Source organism: Marisediminitalea sp. (genome assembly GCF_984433645.1).
Genome location: NZ_CFIDRX010000079.1, coordinates 1 through 19,558, shown reverse-complemented (window position 1 = coordinate 19,558; position 19,558 = coordinate 1). Strand labels below are relative to the sequence as shown.

The following is a 19,558-nucleotide window of genomic DNA, read 5'->3' as shown; positions in this document are numbered from 1 at the left end:
CAGTAAAAAGATATACTCCATCGTAACTTAATTTATTAGCCTGATTTGCTCACAAAAATATCATGACACGCTGACCGGTGGCAAAAAATACATTGCTTTACAACGGACTAATATCTGAAAAATGGCGTGAAGGGTGTTGAGGCGACGGCGTATAGCCAGCAAATTGTAGCCCTATCAATGAACTGATAGGGCACCGGAACCACTCGCTAGAAAGTAACAGCTTGTTTGTTGTCGTTTTGCTTTTCTTCAGCAATGAGCATGTTCAATTCTTGCAACAACTCATACTCGCGTACTTTAATTGTACCCAATTCAAACGTTATTTCTTTTTTACGTTCAGTTGGGCTGTAGCCTGGCATCCTGCGTCGTGTTTCAATGCTGGCAATATTGGTTACTTTACCAAAACCTACATTACCCTCGTCTGAAGACAGTTGTATACCCGAGCCGTATTCAATTGAAGACTTCTCAAAGTCCATCATCCGCTCTGATTGCAAAGGAGATGAATGACTGCTTTGCATAGACTGGTTCTTGTGTGCTTCGATTTCTTCAGCACGATCCATAGCACGTAATTTACGTGCAAAGATTTCCAATCCGACCCTGTTTACCGACACGCCCATTTCAAGGCACTGTTTATAGGTAACATCATTGTTTTTATAGTTATTCGCTCTTACCAAGCTCTTAACTGTTTCTAATTTTTCCATTTTAGCGCACTTTTTTATACCGGATTCAAACAGCGATCTGGTTGGTTTATATGGATATTATTATTTTCTATCGACAAAATGCCGATATTCTGCGTTATATTACTGTTGAATATTTGTACATGCAATACTACGAAAGTCAAACTTTTGACACATTTTGACCGAGTTTGTCAAAAAACAAACATAAATACTGCTGGTCGGTGCAGTTTGGCGCGTATACTCAGTGTACTTAAAGCAAACGAATTAACTAATGAGCGTAACGTGAATAAAGTTGAGCGGTTTACAGCAATAAAACGCGTGCTGATTATTGAAGGGGGTGTAAACTTGTTACTTACCCTCACTAAACTGGTAGTTGGGTTGTTAACGCATTCATCCGTTATCCTTGCCGACGCGCTGCATTCACTTACTGATTTATTTAATAATGTGATTGCGTTCGTTGCCATAAGAATCAGCCAAAAACCCGCCGACAAATCCCACCCTTACGGACACCAGAAGTTTGAGTATCTGGCTATTTTCTTATTGGCGGTTTTACTTTCTGTGGTGTCGTTGGAGCTGGTCTTATATGCCATTGAGCATCACGGCAATGTCGTTGAACAAAATGTTACGGGACTGGTCTTGCTGATAGTGGCAATTGCTGTCAACTTTTTACTGAGTCGCTGGCAAATGCGAAAGGCGTCTGCGCTCAAATCGGAATTGTTGGCTGCCGATGCGAAACATACCTTGAGCGATGTACTTACATCGATTGCAGTACTGGTTGGCTGGCAACTAGCAGCGTCTGGTTGGTATTGGCTGGATACCGTGTTTTGTTTGGGCGTTGCGGTATTAGTTGGTAATTTAGCCTGGGAACTGTTTCAGCAAGCGTTACCCGTGTTGGTAGATGCAAAAGCTGATGATGAGGCCCTGTCAGCAGAAGTGCTTTCTCGTCATTCAGCGTCATTTGAACATATTACCAGAGTAACAAATGTGAGAACCCGCCGAATGGGAGAGCAGGTTAATGCTGACCTTACATTGTTGGTATCACCCGATTTAACGATCACTGAAGCTCACAATCTGGCCCACGAATTTGAAGACTATCTCAAAACACAGGTAGAACTCGATGATGTTGTGATACACATTGAGCCAGACCTTTCATCTCAACGGAGTTAACGTGCGAAACAGGGTTTTGTTTATTGTAACCATCGGCTTGATGTCGGCTTTGCTATTGGCTTTTACCTACAATGGCTACTGGTGGGTTGTTGGTATTTTTGGGTTGTTACTGGCGATAGCTATTCACGACATAGTACAAAAACGCCACTCGCTGCTGGCAAACTTCCCATTAGTCGGCAGGATGCGCTGGATTATTGAGGAGCTTAGACCGTTTGTTCAGCAGTACTTGCTTGAAACAGAAACCAGTGGTCGACCCATTAGCCGTATGTTTCGCTCAATTGTGTATCAGCGCGCGAAGAATAGTTTAGATACCGTGCCATTTGGCACGCAAATCAACACCTATCAATCGGGCTATGAATGGATAGGGCACTCGTTATCAGCGCTGAGTGTGGACGAGCTGGACGAAGATCCCCGAGTGGAAATTGGTGGGCCAGACTGCTCTCAACCCTACAAAGCCAGCTTGCTGAATATCTCTGCAATGAGCTTTGGTAGCTTAAGTAAAAATGCGGTGCTTGCACTGAACAAAGGCGCAAAATTAGGCGGCTTTTACCAGAATACCGGAGAGGGAGGTCTGACGCCGTACCATCTTGAAAACGGTGGAGACATTGTCTGGCAGATAGGCACGGGGTACTTTGGGTGTAGAAATAAAGACGGCACATTTAACCCGCTTACTTTTCAGGAAAAAGCCCGTCTACCAGCGGTAAAAATGATCGAAATTAAACTTAGCCAGGGCGCGAAACCGGGTCATGGCGGTATTTTACCTGCACACAAAAATACCCCCGAAATTGCTGAAATTCGCGATGTGCCAGTCGCCACAGATGTAATATCACCTCCAACACACATTGCGTTTTCAACCCCTGTTGGGTTACTTGAATTTGTAAAAACACTGCGCGAACTAAGTGGTGGTAAACCAGTTGGTTTTAAACTGGCCATTGGCCGAAAAAGTGAGTTTATTGCTGTGTGCAAAGCCATGAAGCAGTCTGGGATCACCCCCGATTTTATAACCGTGGATGGCGGAGAAGGTGGTACGGGGGCGGCGCCATTGGAATATTCGATTAGCATTGGTTTTCCATTGCGCGAAGCATTGGCCTTTGTCGATGATTGTCTGGTTGGATTTGGGCTGCGCGATAAGATCAAAATAATTGCTTCCGGGAAAATCATCACTGCGTTCCAAATGGTGAAAAACTTGTCGCTAGGCGCAGATGTTTGTAATAGCGCCAGGGGAATGATGCTTGCGCTAGGATGCGTTCAATCTTTGTCGTGCCATACCAACACGTGTCCGACTGGGGTAGCTACCCAGGATCCGTCTCTTTATAAGGGGTTGGATATCAAGGATAAAAGCGCACGGGTTGCTATGTTCCATCATAAAACCGTAAAAGCGATGGTGGACATATTATCTTCCACTGGGCATCGTTCTTCACAGGATCTCAACCGGACACATATTTTCAGACGCGTAGATCAACAAACTATTAAACGATACGACGAGATTTTCCCTCTCATTGAGCCGGGTAGTTTTTGTGGCGAACAGGTGCCAGAAGCCTATGCGCTACACATAAAAGAAGCGTCTGCCACCTCGTTTAAACCTGTAAATATTCTTGCTCAGGTAGAAAATAAAACCCAAACCGTCAGTAGTACGTAGGAAATATTGATTAAAATCAACAGTTATTACACATTGTTATTCTATACTTACCCTATAGAAGACAGCCAAAAGGAGGCTGAATTATGAGTGGTTATAACCGTGTTTTAGTAGCAATTGATGTGTTCTCTAATGAACATGAAGCCGTAGTTGACAAAGCGCTGGCCGTTGCGGGTTCTCCTACAAAAATCAATCTGATTTATGTGGCTTACCCACAAACAAATTTTGAACCTTACGGATTATTCCTGGAACGAGACTTCTCTGAAGAAGTACGCGAACAGGCGCAGAAAAAACTACAGGGCATTGCCGATGGCCACGGAATCCCGCGCACTCACGTTCAGGTAGCTATTGGCTCTGCTGCGGAAGAAATTCACGAAGTCGCGAAAAAGCTCGGCGCAGATTTAATTGTGCTGGGCACACACGGACAAAGTGGCGTCCAGTTATTATTAGGCTCTACAGCCAGTTCTGTATTGCATGGCATCGAGTGCGACTTGTTGGCAGTAAAAGTTTAACTGCCGGTAACAATTACAGCTACAGGCACTGATTTTGTCTGTGTAGGGCAGTGAGCTCCCAACCGCTCACTGCTTTTTTTATTCCTTATTTTCCTCTCTTAATGTGCTGCTTGATTCGTTTTATGAACGCTGAGTTAGTTAGCAATGTTGATTAACTTTCGGACCCAAAATGCCACGTAAATAACTAGGTTCTCTGGATCGATAAAATCGGTATGCATAACGATTGCAGCCCTAAAATGGTTACGCGTAACGATTTTAAGGTTATGATATTTAACAATTTTAACTGTGCTTGACGTTTTTCTCAGGTAAAAGCTTATTACTGCGAGTAAAGCTTACCCTTGTGATTACTAGCAAGTTGAAACGACTTTTCTGGCACAGCAATAATGAGGTAATTCAACACATAAAAATATCTACTCGACTTTTTAAGGCTATTTCTCGTCCAACTGCTCTTGCTGTAAATTGATTGCCGTAATGGGAAAGGGGATCACAATTCCTTCTTTCTGATAGCGTTTATGAAGCGCTTTAATAAACATGGATTTGACGAAGAAGCGATTGAAGTATTCTTTGGTGCGAAGCATAACAGTGAAGTTAATACTGGAATTATCGAAAGTATGATAAACCACGAAAGGCTCGTAGGTTTCTACGCCCCATTCATGCTCAAGCAGCACCTGATTAGCCACTTCCAGTGTTACCTGTTCAACGAACTCTAAATCTGAATTGTAATGCACTCCGACTTCTACTGGCACAGAGAGCTCTTTTTCCGGATAGTAATAATTAATGATTTTTGACTGAGATACCTTTCCGTTGGGCACAATAACGATGTTATTAGGTAACATTTTGATCCAGGTAGAACGCCAGCCGATTTTTTCTACAAAACCTTGTTCGCCGCTTTCCAATTCAATGAAATCACCAATACGGAAGGGCTTATCAATAAGAATCTGAACGCCTGAGAAAAAGTTTTCTAGGGTGGGCTGTAAGGCAAGTGCGACTGCAAGCGAGGTAATACCCAATGACGCAATCAATGGCGTAACAGAAATACCCATTGAGCCCAGTACCAACAGAATGCCCAGGCCAATTAGGCAGGCCCTAATGGCCCCACTGGCGATACTGCGCGTGTTGGTTAACAATGAAGAGCGAGCGGCATAGACCTTTATGGCGTAGGTGACCCAACGTTCGATAAACAAAATAAAGGTAATAATTATTAACGCGCGAATAACGTCTGCAATGACACTACTTTGTTCATAAGACCAGATCCCTGTTATGTCGAGTCCGAAACGAGCCAGCCATAACAGAATCGTGAAGATAATCAGGTTGAGAGGCGCATTGAGAGCGAGGGCGAGTACCTGGTAAAAATGGGTAACCTGACTGTCTTGTGCACGTATTTGATTGCGAAGTCGCACCAAAAACAGGCGTTTTGCCATGTATAGGCACAACACAACCACAATACAGGCAGAGGCAATAAGCGATTGTTCAACGGTTAAAATGTTCGATAAATCCATAGGTTAACGACTCTCCCGGCTACCGGGTAAAGGTTTTGACACACCCGGTAACAGGAAAACTTGCAAATGACACACCAGAGATTCACATTCTCGTCGCATTAGTTTGCTACTATGCGACTCTCGCAGTTACAGGAACACACTATGTTTGTTACGAAGGTCACAGGGTATAAGCGTTTGTATTACGCTACCTGGTATTCTTTAAAAGGGTTAAAAGCGGCTTTTTTAAGTGAGCCCGCGGTCCGACAGGAAACGTTTTTACTGGTTGTGGGTATTGGTATTAGCCTATGGCTCGACGTCACCATAGTAGAGAGAATACTGATGATCGGCAGCCTTTTGATGATTATTATTGTGGAACTGTTGAACAGTGCAGTTGAAGCGGTTGTCGATAGAATCGGCCTTGAGGTTCACGAACTGAGCGGCAAAGCCAAAGACATTGGCTCAGCCGCTGTTTTTATGGCCATTATGCTGGCCTTGTTGTGTTGGGGCGGTATTTTATACGGGCTATTTTTCTAGGTTTGTTAGCCGGCGCAAGTCTTTGAACCAGTAGCCGCCGGCGATTATCACACCGAACGCACAAATGCCTCCCAGCAGTGTTGCATTTACCGGCCCTAAAGCGGCTGCAGTACTACCGGCTCTGAAATCACCCAACTGATTTGATGATGCGATAAATATGGAGTTAGCAGCACTGACCCTGCCACGTAAAGCATCTGGCGTATTGAGTTGCACAACTGCCCCGCGAATTACCACACTGATCATATCTGAGGCACCATAAACAAATAGCGCGATGGCAGAAATCCATATATTGGTTGAAAGCCCAAATACCAAAATGGAACCAGCAAATATGAGCAAGGCGTTAAATAAAGTGGCTCCGGTCTGAGCGAATTCGGTTTTAAAGCGAGACAGGTAGATCCCCATTAATACCGCACCGGCCGCAGGCATAGCGCGAAGAAGGCCGAGTCCTTCAGGACCCACATGCAATATGTCTGCAGCATAGACTGGTAACAATGCAACCACACTGCCAAGCAGCACTATAAACAAGTCCAGACTCAAGCTGCCGAGAACGATTTGATTGTGTTTTAGAAACCGCAGGCCGCCTAATAAATCACGCTTGCCACCGGCTGTATTCGCCGCGCCCATTGCGGGAAGCTGTAAAAAACTAATTAACGTGCCGCATGCGCCGCACACCAGTAACCAGTAGATATTTCGGTCGAGTAGGGCAATCAGCAAACCCGCTATAAAAGGGCCTATCGTGAGCGCTAAATTCCAAACAGTGCTGGTAACTGCCACAGCCTGGTTTAGCTGATGTGATTTAACCAGATTTGGAAGGGTTGCTTGAAGTGTGGGTGACATAAACGCTTTTGCACAGCCATAAACACTGATAAGCGACAACAGCCACCATTTATTAAAATCAGGTGTTTGCATAAGCAATGCAAAACCAACCAGTACGGTTAACTGTGCCGTTGCGCCCAGTACCAGGATTTTGCTTCGGGATAAATGATCCACAACCCAACCGGTAATGGGAAAAAGCAGATAGACGGGGACTATTTGAAATAGTCCCACTAACGCTAGGTCGAACGGGTCTTTCGTGAGTTGATACAAATGCCAGGCAAATGCTACACCCATTATGGACTCGATAGTACTAAATACACCCCGGCCAGCCAGGAACCAGGAAAATTGAGAAGAAAACAGCGGAGTCTGTGTCATTCGTGCGGGAAATGAACTAACAAAATAAGGCGGTTATACTACCACTATTTACTGTGGCTTGTCTGACTTAAGTTGAGAAATCAACTTGTTTAACGACATCGGTTTGCCAAAATGATAGCCTTGGCCAAATGCAATGCCGGCATCGAGCAGTGCCACGCGTTGCTTGTCATTTTCAATACCTTCGGCAACGATATTCACATTGATATTCTTTGCAATATCGACCACATGGGGAATCAGTGAAGAACGAATAGAGCCATCTTCCATTTCACTTACGAAACTGCGATCAATTTTGAGCGTGTGACAAGTAAACTGGCGTAACTGTCCCAAATTTGAATACCCGGTACCAAAGTCATCAATGGCGACCTGAAAGCCGGATTCGGTTAACGATTTAAGCGTATTCTTGCTGGATGAGCTTGCCAGTTGCTCACTTTCAGTCACTTCGACGACCAGGTTAATATTCTTCAGTGTGTTCAGAGGGTGAGTTTCAATTGCCAGTACACGACCGTTATCAATATCCCGGGCAAAGAAGTTAATGTTGACCTTAAAAGTGCCGAGTGAGTTGCACTCAGGAGATAAATCGCTAAAAACGCGATTCATGATTTGAACAGAAAACTCCCATGTTTTATTACTGTCCTGAATAACGGGGATGAATTCGTCAGGAAAGATTGGGCCGGTATTGTCTTTAAATCGGGCCAGGACTTCACAGCCAATGACATGACCGGAACTCAGTGACACGATGGGTTGATATTCACAGTAAAATTGCTTGGTTTTTAGCCCGCGTAACACTCTGGACTTTATAGAACGCCTGAATCTACTGGCTATCAACAGCCCACCAAACGTCAGGACAGCGGTTAATATTGCAATAATTAACCACAACACTAGCAGACGTTGATTATACTCCTCAAAATAGCTACGGGGTGTGAGTGTTCCTACGCAATAAGGTACAACATCACTACAGTCAGTCTGATAGAAAAACGCGTCGTCTACCTTGTGCTGTGCAGCAACTGGTACCGGCAGACTTTTGTGTCCGGCAACATGCACATGTTCGCCCTGAAAGTGATACATGATCCGCCATTGCACGGGAATGCTAATTAAACTATCGAACTGTTGTTCAGTTATTACTGCATTGAAATCCCCGTTGCGAATTATCATGGCCTTGACCTGTTGGTCGAATAGCTCAATCCCCCGGTCTACCCAAATCTCCGAACCTTTCGGGCCCTCATAATCTGCAATATCAACATAAACGGGTTCTTTGAATACACCAACACCGGTAGAGCAGAGCATATAGTCGCCCTGTACGTATCCCAGATCTTTAATATATAAAGCGCTAAATAGATGCTGACGCATGGCTAATAACAAGTCTTCGTCACATTCTGAGACGTTGAGCGCATGCAGTGATTGAAAAACTGAGTCCAGTTCACCGGTTATTTGGGAAATTTCTTCGAAGGTACTATGAATCTCAGCATGAATAACAGATTCAAAATCAAGTTCCAGGTATTTTGTGGCACTAAAATGCACAGCCAATCCAACGAGTAAGCTGATACATATCTTAAATAAGAGTGACAATACGTGATAACTGTTAATAGCGGGCATGAGGTGCCAATATCCATAATTCAAGCACGTTCAAAGTATAACATCGATTTGAATCAACACCGAATAACCTGGTTGTAATGACTGAAAAAAGGATAGGGCGTTTCAAGTTTTGAATATGAGGGGAGGGGAATTTAACGTGCCCGGGTATTAAAAGCGAATACCCGGGAATAAAGTAGATCAATACGTTTTATAGGGTAAAAACTTACCTGACATGACAACACTCACTCTGTCACCTTTCGGATCAGGCTCGCGTTGAAGGTCCATTGAAAAATCAATGGCACTCATGATGCCATCGCCGAACTCTTCGTGAATAAGTTCTTTTAATGTTGTGCCATAAACATTAACCAATTCGTACCAGCGATAAATTAATGGATCAGTCGGCACTGCTGTAGGCAAAGAGCCTTTGTAAGGAGCGATTTGAAGCCATGCTACAGCTTCGTCACTTAATTCAAATAAATCGCCGACTTTTTCAGCTTGTTCTTTAGTCATGGCCATTTGACCAAGACATGCTGCAGTACTCCATTCTTTAGACTGACCAATCAGGTCAGCAACATGGGCCCATTTTACGCCTTTTTTCACTTTGGCAGATTGAATCATTGCCGTTACTTGCGTGCGATCAGTGATCATAGCTTGTTCCTCATAATGGATTAAACATCAATAAATTGTGTCAGGTGTAAAAAAAGCAAAAGGCGCCCGTGCTGGCTAATTGCTTAGCCATGCAGGACGCCTTTATCCGATTTAAATTTGTAAATTACTTATGCAAACAACCCAGCAGCATCTTTAGTGCCAAGGCATAAATATTCATAAAAAACAGCGTGTTATTAGCGAATGATAGTGTAGCAAAAACACATATTGAACTAAAGTAGCGCATAAATCGCATTGAAACGCACCAACAATGCACACGCGTATACAGTGACCATTACCAATAATTACCAGCTGTAAATTGCCCGACCAACAATGTCCTGTTCCGGAACGAATCCCCAAAACCGACTGTCACGACTGTTATCCCGGCTGTCACCCATAACGAAGAAATGATTGGCTGGTACTCTCCATTCTGAAGCGGGCGTGCCAGGTTGATTAAAATAAAATTGATCAGGGATCTCGCGCTGCATGTTGATTGCAATGTTGTGTTGATGTGAACCTACGTCTTCCTGATATATCAATAAAGGTGAGCTACTCAACGTGTGTTCTGGCAATGCGATAAGTTCTAACGCTTTAAATTCAGCACAGGATTCAGCCTCAGATAGGCAACGAGGTTTTACAAAGACCTGTTTGTTTTCATAACGAATAGTTTCACCGGGCAAGCCGATAACACGTTTGATGTATAAAATATCTCGTTCCAGCGGATAGCGAAAAACAATGACATCGCCTCTGAAAGGCATAACAGAAGGCTCAGTCTGATAAATTTCACTAGTGAATAGTGTTTTATTGGCGAATCCAGATTTGCTCACTAGTACATGTGAACCCGGTGTTAGCGTGGGTAGCATAGCCGAAGATGGTATTTGAAATGGTGCTACAACGTACAAGCGTACGACACCGATTAATCCAAAAACACCAATCACAATAAGTAATACAGCATACCAACGTGCATACCATTTTCGTTGTTCATCGGCATCATAGTAATGAGCGAGATACACAGAATGGCCGATACAAATCAATGCTAAGGCAATAGACAAATAGCCATCCTGAACTAGAGATTGCAATAGCGGGTTCTCATAATGTGCCATTGATGCTGTTGCAACAATCAAGGTCACAATAACGTATACCCAAAACCATCTGGCTTTATTCACATACAAAAACGCAAACGCGTTTAGAAACAAAGCAAGAATACCCGCAAGCAGTTTGGAAGGTTTCCATTCGTTGGCATTAACAGAAGCCATATTTTGTCCTTAGCGTTTCAAACCTGGTTAAAGCTAACATCACAGGTTTCTGAATACAAAAAGAAGATATAGGTAACTGATTGAAGGCTCTGTAATTTAATTGTTCTGGAGTAGTACATGTATTATGGCACTAAAATACATTATTTAACATAATATACATTATGCGCAATTATGTATTTGAGTGTGTAAGGGCCTTTTATTTAGCTTTTCTGGCCTATTACATCAGTAATGGATAATCTGCGTGCTTCATTTAAATTGCTACTTTCGTGTGGGCTACTTCCGGTCTACAACTTCAACAAAATGTATTGATACCTGTGTGTTTATGCGGTTTCAATGTTGTATCCGGAACGCTGTAATGCGGCACATATGTTTTGTGCCTATCACAGTGACAATTGTTTTTTTACCTTCGTATCTGTTGGTTGTGCCTATGTTTATTGTTGAGAATGTTGATGTTGTTTGAGTACAGTTTGGTTATGGTGAAAAATGCTGGGCTAATTGAAAAGCCTCTTTCTCTTTCAGCCAATCTGTTTGAGCGCTGGATAATGCAGATGTTTATGAATGCAGTCACAATTTGTGGATGAGATATACAGGACTTAAATTTCCAACAAGGAAAAGCGAATATTTTAATCTCGTATCGATTCTTAGATCCTTGGAGCTTCGAATATGAGCTCTATGTGACAAAGTTGCGAGTTTATAGACTCGAAGTTTATTCGTAACTAAACTGAGGCACCGGTAACTTAGTTGCTACTTGCCCATCATTTAACTCGTAGAGTCAATTGGTAATTAAATATTATGTTAAATTATGCCTTTAAACTGTTTTTTACGTGACTTACCCCATATCGCTGAAAAATTTATTTATTCATTCGTCGTGTAAAAACGGTTTAAAGACTAACGCTACAGTGAACAAAGACAACGTAACAATCGTTGCGGGAATTAATACTAAAAACCAAAAGCTCGCTTTGAGGAACGTTTTCATAATGCTTAGCCTACAAATGGATATATACAGAACCAACTACCTGGCCAGTAATTTGTAAGTTCTCATTTTTTTCGTTGGTTCCCCATAGGGATTTCCCCCTAACTTCCCGTTATACGTCATAGGCTAGTTATGTACATAAATGGGCAAGTTCATTGTCTGAGGCAGTGCCAGTATCGACGATGAATTAAAAATCAGAGTGACTATCGTAAACACTTTGATGAATCAGCAGAATTAAGTGCCTGATGGCGTTTTTTGCCTTTGTAGTGCCGCACTTGATTTCAGTTGATGACTATAAAGAGAAAATCTGTTTGTTAGTGTGAAGGTTTGGGTGCAAGAATGGTTATGCGTTACGCTTCGTGACTTATATTATGGAGCAAAATCTTAGTTGCCAGGTAAGATAGATGCCTGCTAGCTGGCAATCGTTATTGCAAGCCAACAGACACCACGACTAATGCAAATTTGCATTAACAAGAGACTACTTATTTACATCTACCACTACTCTGCCCTGCACTTGCCCAGACAGAAATTCTGGCGCAATGGCTAACGCTTCTGCCAGTCCGACGTTTTTGGTAATACTTGCCAGGCTTTCTGGTGGCAGGTCAGTCGCTATTCTTGACCAAGCTTTCTCACGTACTTCCAGTGGTTGTGTAACACTGTTGATACCCAATAACTTTACACCTCGTAAAATGAAGGGCGCAACGGTAGCCGGGAAGTCCATGCCCTGAGCTAACCCACATGCAGCGACTGCGCCTTCTGACATGGTAGCGGCACAAGCGTTGGCTAATGTATGGCTGCCAACTGAATCAACAACACCAGCCCAGCGTTCTTTGGCCAATGGTCGGCCGGGTTCGCTCAGTTGTGCTCTGTCGATAACTTCTGAAGCCCCTAAGGCTTTGAGTGCGTCGGCTTGCTCTAGTCTGCCTGTAGAAGCGACCACGGTGTAGCCGAGCTTCGCTAAGATAGCGATGGCTGTCGTACCAACACCGCCATTTGAGCCAGTGACTAAGATCTCTCCTTTGTCCGGCGTAATGTTTTGTGATTCAAGTGCCATTACACATAACATCGCGGTATAGCCTGCTGTGCCAACATTCATGGCATGATGCGCGCTAATAGTTTCTGGCAGCGCCTGAACGAAATCTGCATTGATAGCGGCTTTTTGTGCAAGTCCGCCCCAATATTGTTCGCCAAGACCCCATCCATTTACCAACACCTTGTCACCAGCTTTAAATCGAGGTGAGCGGCTTGATGACACCGTACCAGCCAGGTCGATACCTGCTACCATTGGAAAGGTCCGTACTACCGGGCTTTTGCCAGTAACCGCCAGTGCATCTTTATAGTTCAGCGTACTGTATTCAACATCGATCACCACATCTTCATCTGGCAGCGCGGAAGTATCCAAGGCCTGAATGTCGGCTTGGTATCCCTTGTCATCTTTTGTAATGTAAATTGCGTTAAACATAATGCCTCCTGTTTAGGATTTGTAGGGTGTATTGATGGGCATGTTTGGTGACGTTAGCTGAGCAAAGAAGCCGTTAGCAAATTTGTGCATGGGCAATGCGGACTGCATGACTTTTGCACTCAATATGGCACCTTCCCAGCCAATCCAAAAAAATTCAGCCTGCGCATCACAATCAATCGAGTTGTTGATTTGTCCGATAGATTGCGCCTGTCTCAGGTTTGCAGCTAATAACTCCGTCCAATGTTGCAAACAATCCGTCAGTGGTTGTTTAAAGGTCTCGGACAAGATAGGCATTTCCTGGCCAAAATTGCCTATCAGACAGCCGCGGGTAAACCGGTACTTCTGCATACCGTCCACCGCCTCATCAACAAACCGTTTCAGGCCCATTAAAGGCATGTCGGGTTCGCTATTAAAACAGCGTCGTAGCTTGGCGCAAAAATACTGGTCGTAGTACTGAATAACCTGTAGGCCGAAATCATCTTTGTTTTTAAAATAGTGATAAAACGACCCTTTGGGGACGCCTACCCGTTTTAAAATGACATCGATACCGACGGTGTTGAAACCGCGCTCGGTCAGAATAGCCATACCAGCAAGTAACAATGCCTGTTTTGTATCTTCAAAGTTTCTGGGTTGTTTTGGCGGCCTGCCCCGCTTAGCTGTATTCATGAATTTCTGTGTTTTAGTAAGTTTTCACTTATTATTATAGACCGGTCGTCTATAAATCAATGTTTATTTTAGACTGGTTGTCTAGATTGTTGTTTTTACTTTAAATAAAGTTTTAAGCATAAAAAAGCCGTGATGCAAATGCGTCACGGCTTTTTAGTTGAGAGATTAAGTTAAGGTAAATTAAAAGTACTGAGCATTTACCGCTTTGTGAATGTTCAGCAGTCCCTGTTGAATGTCATCAATCACTTCGTGTAAACGGCTTTGCATTAACTCATGCGTATCCAATTTAGACAATTCGTCTGCTAATGCATCAACCTGTTTTTCAATCTCGTCTGACTTCGGCAGCTCTTTTAAACATTTGCCCATTTGCTTAAGGCCATGAATGAGAGAGCGAGGAAATTGTTCATTGGTTAACAAAAATTCCAGTACATCAGAGCGGTTAATTCTGATCCGCATTTCCTGGCGATACATCTGATAAGCCGTTAGAGACTTTAACACGCCCATCCACTGAATATTTTCGAAAGCGGAATGCTCAGGAGACAAATCAGGCAGCAAGGACGCCGAGCGCACATCTATGATCCTGGATGTCATGTCTGCGCGTTCCAAATGTCTACCCAAACGCAAAAACGCGTAGCCTTCACCACGTAACATGGTGCCACCCAATAGCCCTGTTATTGTCTGATTAGCAACAATGATTTTATTCAGGCAATCAAAGCGGTGACGTCTGGTTAGTACACTTTGCCCGTCAGCTTTTGCGGTTAGGTGCAGGTTATTAATGTGCTCCCAGGCTTCTGACGGAATAATTTCACGAATAATCCGGGCATTTTCCCGGGCAAACGCTAGGCAATTAATAATAGAGCCTGGGTTTGCAGTATCCGTTACCATGAATTTGATGACGCTGCGTTCGTCGGCCTCTTTGTAGTTTTCATAAAAGGTATCCCGAAACGATAACATGTCGATTATTGGTTCCCAGCCCAGGGTAACATCACGGGGTAAGTCCAATAACAGGTGCGTATTTACCTGAATCAGGCGCGCAGTGTTTTCTGCTCGCTCCAAGTACCGTTCCATCCAATAAATGTGATTTGCGACACGTGACAACATAATTATTCACCCTCCATGTCGACTATCCAGGTGTCTTTACTACCACCACCTTGCGAAGAGTTAACAACGGTTGAGCCCTTACGCATAGCAACCCGGGTTAGTCCACCAGTGGTAACTTTGATGTCTTCGCCACTGAGTATAAATGGCCTCAAATCCAGATGCCGCGGCTCAGCTTTAGTGCCAACAATGGTCGGCGCTGTGGACAGAAGCAGCATGGGCTGAGCGACGTAATTGCGCGGATCCCGGCGTATCAGACGTACGAATTTTTCCCGCTCGGCTTTGGTTGCATGAGGGCCGATCAACATACCGTATCCGCCCGATTCGTTAGCCGGTTTAACCACCATTTTGTCGATGTTCTCTATGACGTAATCCCGCTCATCTTTGTTCACGCACTTGTAGGTCGGTACGTTTGGGAGTAATGGTTCTTCGTCAAGATAAAACTTAATGATTTCTGGGACAAAAGCATACACCACTTTATCGTCTGCTACGCCCGCACCGGGAGCATTGGCAAGACCGACATTGCCTGCTTTCCAGGCTCGCATTAAACCGGGAACACCCAGCATGGAGTCTTTTCTGAATGCCTCAGGATCTAAAAAAGCATCGTCGATGCGGCGATAAATTACGTCGACCCGGGACAATCCATCAACCGTACGCATATACACTTTGTCTTCATCGTCTACCACCAGATCGCTGCCAACAACCAGTTCTGCCCCCATTTGCTGGGCCAGATACGCATGTTCAAAGTACGCTGAGTTGTAAATACCCGGCGTAAGCACCACTATCTCTGGCTGTTCAATATCTCTGGGTGAAAGCTGACACAGCATGTCATAAAGCTGAGACGGGTAATCGTCTACCGGTAGTATGTTGTACCGTTCAAACATATCCGGGAACACACGCTTCATAACATGGCGGTTCTCGAGCATGTAAGACACGCCAGAAGGTACCCGAAGATTGTCTTCTAACACATAAACGGTGCCATGGTGATCTCTGACTAAATCAGAACCACAAATATGCGCCCAGACGCCATTTTTTGGTTTGACGCCTTTGCATTCAGGCAGGAAATTCTTTGACGCTTCCAGCAGGCTTTTGGGAACAACGCCCGCTTCAAGAATGCGCTGTTCGTTGTAAAGGTCGTCAATAAACATATTCAGCGCTTTAACGCGCTGCTTTAAGCCTTTTTCGACTTCCAGCCATTCTTTCTTGTCGATAATGCGTGGAATAATGTCAAACGGCCATGCCCTGTCTATAGAGCCTTCTTCTTCGCTGTAAACGGTGAAAGTAATCCCCATTACATGGATAGCCGTACTGGCTGCGGTTTTATATTCTTCAAGTTCTTTGTCGGAGAGGTTGCGTAAATATTTGCAGATTTGTTCGGCAGCTGGGCGGGGTTTATTCGCTACGCGAATAAGTTCATCGTAAAAGTCCCCTACCCGATAATTACCCCATCTGATTGCCATGCTCAGGTCCCTAGATCGTTGTTATAAAATGTACAATCCCATCTAATCGGCTTTTCAGCGAAATTGCAATCCTAAAAATGTCAGTTTAATGACAAAATATTGTGGAAAATTGCGCGTAATCAAGACATTCTATTCGCATTGTTCACATCTACAACAACGAGAACGACTGTGACTTATTGCTTAGCAGTTAAAGTTAATCGAGGATTGGTCTTTGCATCAGATTCACGCACAAACGCCGGCGTGGATTACGTAGCGACCTACAGCAAAATGCGTCGCTATTGCTGGCCGGGAGAGCGAGTGTGCGTGCTGCTTACTTCAGGTAGCCTGGCAACGTCTCAGGCGGTTATGAATGCGATTAACCGCGATTTACAGGACCCGGACGCAACGTTCAACTTACGCTCAGGAAAGCAGCTTTATGAAGTGGCGCAGTACATAGGTAAACTGAGTCAGGAAGAACAGCAACGTCACGCCAAAGCCATGGAGAAATCAGGTAGCAGCGCCGAATCTAATTTCATATTTGGCGGCCAGATCGCGGGTCAGCCACCTGAAATTTTTCATGTCTATCCGCAGGGCAACTTTATCAGCGCGTCAGATGATACGCCTTACCTTCAAATTGGCGAAAACAAATACGGCAAGCCTATTCTGGACCGCATTATTGCCAAAACCACGTCCCTGGAAGATGCGGCGCGCTGCGCCATGGTGTCGCTGGATTCAACTATCCGAAGCAATATATCTGTGGGCCCACCGGTTGAACTGGCAATGTTGCAAACCGATAACATCGATGAGCCGTTTCATAGCACCTATACGCTGAACAGCCCTATGTACAAGTCTATGCAGAAGCAATGGACACAAGGGCTAAAACGCGCATTTAATCGCCTGCCCCGTTTTGATTGGGAAAAACCAGAGCGTTAACCGGCGTTTCGCACCAGTAAATGGATAAAATGTAACTTTTCGCGTGCCCGTGGTGGGATCATAAACGGATACGCGTCGTCCAGCCCCATACTTCGATTCAGCGCGTTAAGCAGCGTAGTGAGCTTTTCCCAGTCGTCCAGTAATGTGTGAAAACTGTCTTCACTATAGCGCAATGTATGTGGCTGACCACTGGATAGCGGGTTAGACAAAGCCCGGTTTTCTAAACTGGCGTCGTATTCATTGGCTGTTTCCAGGGTGTCTAACATGTGCAGGTAATGTGCCCAGCTTTCTGCCCAGTCTTCCCAGGGGTGCATGCTGGCATACGCGCTGATACAGTGCTGATGCCAATCATGAACCGGCCCTTCAGCGTAATATCGTTCCAGCGATGCCTGATAATCCTGTCTTTCATCACCAAACAAAGCTCTGAAGTCGTTCAGTTTGTTGCTGTCTTTTATTAATCTGTCCCAGTAATAGTGGCCAGACTCGTGGCGAAAATGCCCAATTAACGTTCTGTAACGTTCGTTCATCATTTCACGCATTTTAATGCGCTTGGCCGCTTCAGCTTCTTTCAGGTTAATGGTGATCACACCATCGCTGTGGCCGGTCATCACTAACTTTTTGATCGTCAGTTCCTGGCCGTACAAGGCTTCGACTTCATCTTCTAAAAATCGAAATGCTAATCCCTCGCTGTCTACAGATTTACCGCTGATCGGTAATTCAAGTTTGTTGAGGGTGTACAGCAAGTGCCGTTTTGCCTGTTCCATTTTAAACCACAGTTTGAGGTTCTCAGGCTTCGACAAGTCCGGAATTGTGTCAGTTAATGCACACGACGGGCAGTAAGCTGATTCATCTGCCGCGGGTACCAGCCAGTTGCAAATATTGTGCTGTGAATAATTTTTACAGGGACGATAGGCCTTGCGGTTATAGCAGGCGACCCAATTACCCAGGTCGTCAATATCACAGGCCGAAATCACCTGCTCATCACTCAGGAACCCCACTACGCGCTGGCAGCTGAGGCACTGACTGTTTACAAAATACAGCGTATTTCCACACACACAGGAATAAGTTTTCAATTCGCAGACTTCTATTGTTGTAAGCACGCTGGCATAGGGATTTACCAACTTTGTAAGCGATGCCGGATAAATTTATATCTTAATAGTAGCAAATGTTTTCGTAACAGAGGAATGAATGATTTGTGAAGGCGTGCGTCCCCGGCTTATCGAATGACCGGGGATTGCATGTTGCGCTGTCCGCTGCAGCGCTTGGAGCAGTATTTTATGTCGTCCCAGTTTCGTGCCCATTTCTTACGCCAGGTAAAATCACGCTGACAAACCGGGCATACTTTACTGGGCAAATCCGACTTTTTCATTATGCGGAATCCAGTTTGCTCAAGAGTGCCTGAGCCTGCTCTTGCATGGCAGCAATATTGTCTTCAGACATGCGTCCCAGACTCTTATATATCAGTGCCATGCGGGGATTCTTTGCCAGTTTGTCCTGGTGTTTTATGAGAAAATCCCAGTACAGGTAGTTGAACGGACAGGCTTTGGGGCCTGTTTTCTTCGACACAGAATAGCCGCAGTTTTTACAGTAGTCTGACATGCGATTAATGTACTGACCACTGGCAACATAGGGCTTGCTGGCGAGCTTACCGCCGTCGGCAAACAGGATCATACCGCTCACGTTGGGCATTTCTACCCACTCGTAGGCATCGGCATACACCAGTAAGTACCACTCGTTCACCGCCACAGGGTCAAGGCCGGCCAGCAGACTAAAGTTACCGATGACCATTAAGCGTTGAATGTGATGGGCATAAGCGTGTTGTTTTGTATCGCTTATGCACTGTCGCATACAGTTCATGTTGGTGTGAGCAGTCCAGTAAAATTCCGGTAACGCCCTGGTGTGCTCAAAGTAATTGTCGTGTTGTAACGTAGGCATACAGTGCCAGTAAAAACCGCGGACGTATTCTCGCCAACCCAGAATCTGCCGGATAAACCCCTCCACGGCATTCAGTGGCGCAGCGTTGTCAAAATAAGCCTGTTCAGCCATTTGCATGACTTCTAAGGGCAGCAATAAACCACTGTTTAAATAAAATGACAGGTGTGAATGGAACAACCATACGTCCCCTTCCCGCATCGCATCCTGATAGTCACCAAAATTAGGCAATCGTTGTTCGATAAACTGCTTTGCCACTTCAAGTGCCTGTGAACGCGTCACGGCATAGCTGAAATCCGTCGCCTTGCCCATATGGTCAGGGAATGTGTTCTCAACAAGCTTTATGACTGCCTGAGTGATTTCATCCGGTTCCACAGTGTAGGGTTTAGG

The 19,558-nt window shown here is 44.6% G+C and carries 18 protein-coding genes; 5 read left to right on the top strand and 13 right to left on the bottom strand.

The genetic code is table 11. The annotated features are described in order from the left end of the window. Nucleotides 1-206: 206 nt before the first annotated feature. On the bottom strand, nucleotides 207-698 hold the full coding sequence (locus tag AC4MRN_RS11565; RefSeq protein WP_487966643.1) for a hypothetical protein: 492 nt from the start codon (nucleotides 696-698) through the stop codon (nucleotides 207-209). A 258-nt stretch (nucleotides 699-956) separates the two neighbouring features. Here AC4MRN_RS11565 and AC4MRN_RS11560 point away from each other — a divergent pair, with 258 nt between their 5' ends. From AC4MRN_RS11560 to AC4MRN_RS11550, 3 genes are all read left to right on the top strand, one after another. Continuing rightward, the gene (locus AC4MRN_RS11560; protein WP_491203363.1) at nucleotides 957-1,841 is read left to right on the top strand and encodes a cation diffusion facilitator family transporter; all 885 of its coding nucleotides are present in this window, start codon (nucleotides 957-959) and stop codon (nucleotides 1,839-1,841) included. Nucleotide 1,842: 1 nt separating this feature from the next. Beyond that, a complete protein-coding gene (locus AC4MRN_RS11555; protein ID WP_491203362.1) occupies nucleotides 1,843-3,480 on the top strand; it encodes an FMN-binding glutamate synthase family protein in 1,638 nt (545 codons plus the stop codon). Between the two features lie 83 nt (nucleotides 3,481-3,563). Beyond that, nucleotides 3,564-3,989 (top strand): universal stress protein, encoded by a 426-nt coding sequence (locus AC4MRN_RS11550; protein ID WP_073324553.1) that lies wholly within the window; start codon nucleotides 3,564-3,566, stop codon nucleotides 3,987-3,989. Between the two features lie 428 nt (nucleotides 3,990-4,417). Here the strand turns inward: AC4MRN_RS11550 and AC4MRN_RS11545 are convergent, their stop codons facing one another. Then, complete coding sequence (locus AC4MRN_RS11545) at nucleotides 4,418-5,488, bottom strand: mechanosensitive ion channel family protein (protein WP_491203361.1); 1,071 nt, start codon at nucleotides 5,486-5,488, stop codon at nucleotides 4,418-4,420. Between the two features lie 141 nt (nucleotides 5,489-5,629). On the opposite strand from AC4MRN_RS11545, the gene AC4MRN_RS11540 reads away from it, so the two are divergent. Then, a complete protein-coding gene (locus AC4MRN_RS11540; protein ID WP_073324551.1) occupies nucleotides 5,630-6,001 on the top strand; it encodes a diacylglycerol kinase in 372 nt (123 codons plus the stop codon). On the opposite strand, the gene AC4MRN_RS11535 is transcribed toward AC4MRN_RS11540, so the two are convergent. The 8 genes from AC4MRN_RS11535 to AC4MRN_RS11500 form a co-directional block, all read right to left on the bottom strand. Beyond that, on the bottom strand, nucleotides 5,990-7,192 hold the full coding sequence (locus AC4MRN_RS11535) for an MFS transporter (protein WP_491203360.1): 1,203 nt from the start codon (nucleotides 7,190-7,192) through the stop codon (nucleotides 5,990-5,992). The genes AC4MRN_RS11540 and AC4MRN_RS11535 overlap by 12 nt on opposite strands. Before the next feature lie 48 nt (nucleotides 7,193-7,240). Continuing rightward, nucleotides 7,241-8,785, bottom strand: a complete 1,545-nt coding sequence (locus AC4MRN_RS11530) for an EAL domain-containing protein (RefSeq protein WP_491203359.1) — start codon at nucleotides 8,783-8,785, stop codon at nucleotides 7,241-7,243. Between the two features lie 177 nt (nucleotides 8,786-8,962). After that, nucleotides 8,963-9,412 (bottom strand): cyanase, encoded by a 450-nt coding sequence (gene cynS / locus AC4MRN_RS11525; protein ID WP_073324548.1) that lies wholly within the window; start codon nucleotides 9,410-9,412, stop codon nucleotides 8,963-8,965. Between the two features lie 302 nt (nucleotides 9,413-9,714). Next, on the bottom strand, nucleotides 9,715-10,665 hold the full coding sequence (lepB, locus tag AC4MRN_RS11520; protein ID WP_491203358.1) for a signal peptidase I: 951 nt from the start codon (nucleotides 10,663-10,665) through the stop codon (nucleotides 9,715-9,717). 1,451 nt (nucleotides 10,666-12,116) lie between these two features. Beyond that, nucleotides 12,117-13,100 carry an acrylyl-CoA reductase (NADPH) gene (gene acuI, locus AC4MRN_RS11515; protein WP_491203357.1) on the bottom strand — a complete coding sequence of 328 codons (984 nt, stop codon included), beginning with the start codon at nucleotides 13,098-13,100 and terminating at the stop codon, nucleotides 12,117-12,119. Nucleotides 13,101-13,112: 12 nt separating this feature from the next. Continuing rightward, complete coding sequence (acuR, locus tag AC4MRN_RS11510; protein ID WP_491203356.1) at nucleotides 13,113-13,766, bottom strand: acrylate utilization transcriptional regulator AcuR; 654 nt, start codon at nucleotides 13,764-13,766, stop codon at nucleotides 13,113-13,115. 180 nt (nucleotides 13,767-13,946) lie between these two features. Next, the gene (locus tag AC4MRN_RS11505; protein ID WP_073324545.1) at nucleotides 13,947-14,867 is read right to left on the bottom strand and encodes an alpha-E domain-containing protein; all 921 of its coding nucleotides are present in this window, start codon (nucleotides 14,865-14,867) and stop codon (nucleotides 13,947-13,949) included. Nucleotides 14,868-14,869: 2 nt separating this feature from the next. Then, nucleotides 14,870-16,324 carry a circularly permuted type 2 ATP-grasp protein gene (locus AC4MRN_RS11500; protein ID WP_073324544.1) on the bottom strand — a complete coding sequence of 485 codons (1,455 nt, stop codon included), beginning with the start codon at nucleotides 16,322-16,324 and terminating at the stop codon, nucleotides 14,870-14,872. Between the two features lie 168 nt (nucleotides 16,325-16,492). Here AC4MRN_RS11500 and AC4MRN_RS11495 point away from each other — a divergent pair, with 168 nt between their 5' ends. Then, on the top strand, nucleotides 16,493-17,236 hold the full coding sequence (locus AC4MRN_RS11495) for a proteasome-type protease (RefSeq protein ID WP_073324543.1): 744 nt from the start codon (nucleotides 16,493-16,495) through the stop codon (nucleotides 17,234-17,236). Here AC4MRN_RS11495 and AC4MRN_RS11490 read toward each other — a convergent pair. The 3 genes from AC4MRN_RS11490 to AC4MRN_RS11480 form a co-directional block, all read right to left on the bottom strand. Continuing rightward, the gene (locus AC4MRN_RS11490; RefSeq protein ID WP_491203355.1) at nucleotides 17,233-18,309 is read right to left on the bottom strand and encodes a zinc-binding metallopeptidase family protein; all 1,077 of its coding nucleotides are present in this window, start codon (nucleotides 18,307-18,309) and stop codon (nucleotides 17,233-17,235) included. The genes AC4MRN_RS11495 and AC4MRN_RS11490 overlap by 4 nt on opposite strands. A 143-nt stretch (nucleotides 18,310-18,452) precedes the next feature. After that, nucleotides 18,453-18,605, bottom strand: coding sequence for a DUF2256 domain-containing protein (locus AC4MRN_RS11485; RefSeq protein ID WP_491203354.1), 153 nt, complete (start codon nucleotides 18,603-18,605; stop codon nucleotides 18,453-18,455). Continuing rightward, nucleotides 18,605-19,558, bottom strand: a 954-nt coding sequence (locus AC4MRN_RS11480) for a cryptochrome/photolyase family protein (protein ID WP_491203353.1), incomplete at its 5' end; no start/stop codon positions are given. The genes AC4MRN_RS11480 and AC4MRN_RS11485, both read right to left, overlap by 1 nt.

Coding starts and splice junctions, on each gene's coding strand:
- cynS (WP_073324548.1), bottom strand. CDS start 9,412: ATGATCACTGATCGCACGCAAGTAACGGCAATGATTCAATCTGCCAAA.
- AC4MRN_RS11545 (WP_491203361.1), bottom strand. CDS start 5,488: ATGGATTTATCGAACATTTTAACCGTTGAACAATCGCTTATTGCCTCT.
- AC4MRN_RS11550 (WP_073324553.1), top strand. CDS start 3,564: ATGAGTGGTTATAACCGTGTTTTAGTAGCAATTGATGTGTTCTCTAAT.
- AC4MRN_RS11540 (WP_073324551.1), top strand. CDS start 5,630: ATGTTTGTTACGAAGGTCACAGGGTATAAGCGTTTGTATTACGCTACC.
- acuI (WP_491203357.1), bottom strand. CDS start 13,100: ATGTTTAACGCAATTTACATTACAAAAGATGACAAGGGATACCAAGCC.
- AC4MRN_RS11500 (WP_073324544.1), bottom strand. CDS start 16,324: ATGGCAATCAGATGGGGTAATTATCGGGTAGGGGACTTTTACGATGAA.
- AC4MRN_RS11535 (WP_491203360.1), bottom strand. CDS start 7,192: ATGACACAGACTCCGCTGTTTTCTTCTCAATTTTCCTGGTTCCTGGCT.
- AC4MRN_RS11485 (WP_491203354.1), bottom strand. CDS start 18,605: ATGAAAAAGTCGGATTTGCCCAGTAAAGTATGCCCGGTTTGTCAGCGT.
- acuR (WP_491203356.1), bottom strand. CDS start 13,766: ATGAATACAGCTAAGCGGGGCAGGCCGCCAAAACAACCCAGAAACTTT.
- AC4MRN_RS11530 (WP_491203359.1), bottom strand. CDS start 8,785: ATGCCCGCTATTAACAGTTATCACGTATTGTCACTCTTATTTAAGATA.
- AC4MRN_RS11565 (WP_487966643.1), bottom strand. CDS start 698: ATGGAAAAATTAGAAACAGTTAAGAGCTTGGTAAGAGCGAATAACTAT.
- AC4MRN_RS11505 (WP_073324545.1), bottom strand. CDS start 14,867: ATGTTGTCACGTGTCGCAAATCACATTTATTGGATGGAACGGTACTTG.
- lepB (WP_491203358.1), bottom strand. CDS start 10,665: ATGGCTTCTGTTAATGCCAACGAATGGAAACCTTCCAAACTGCTTGCG.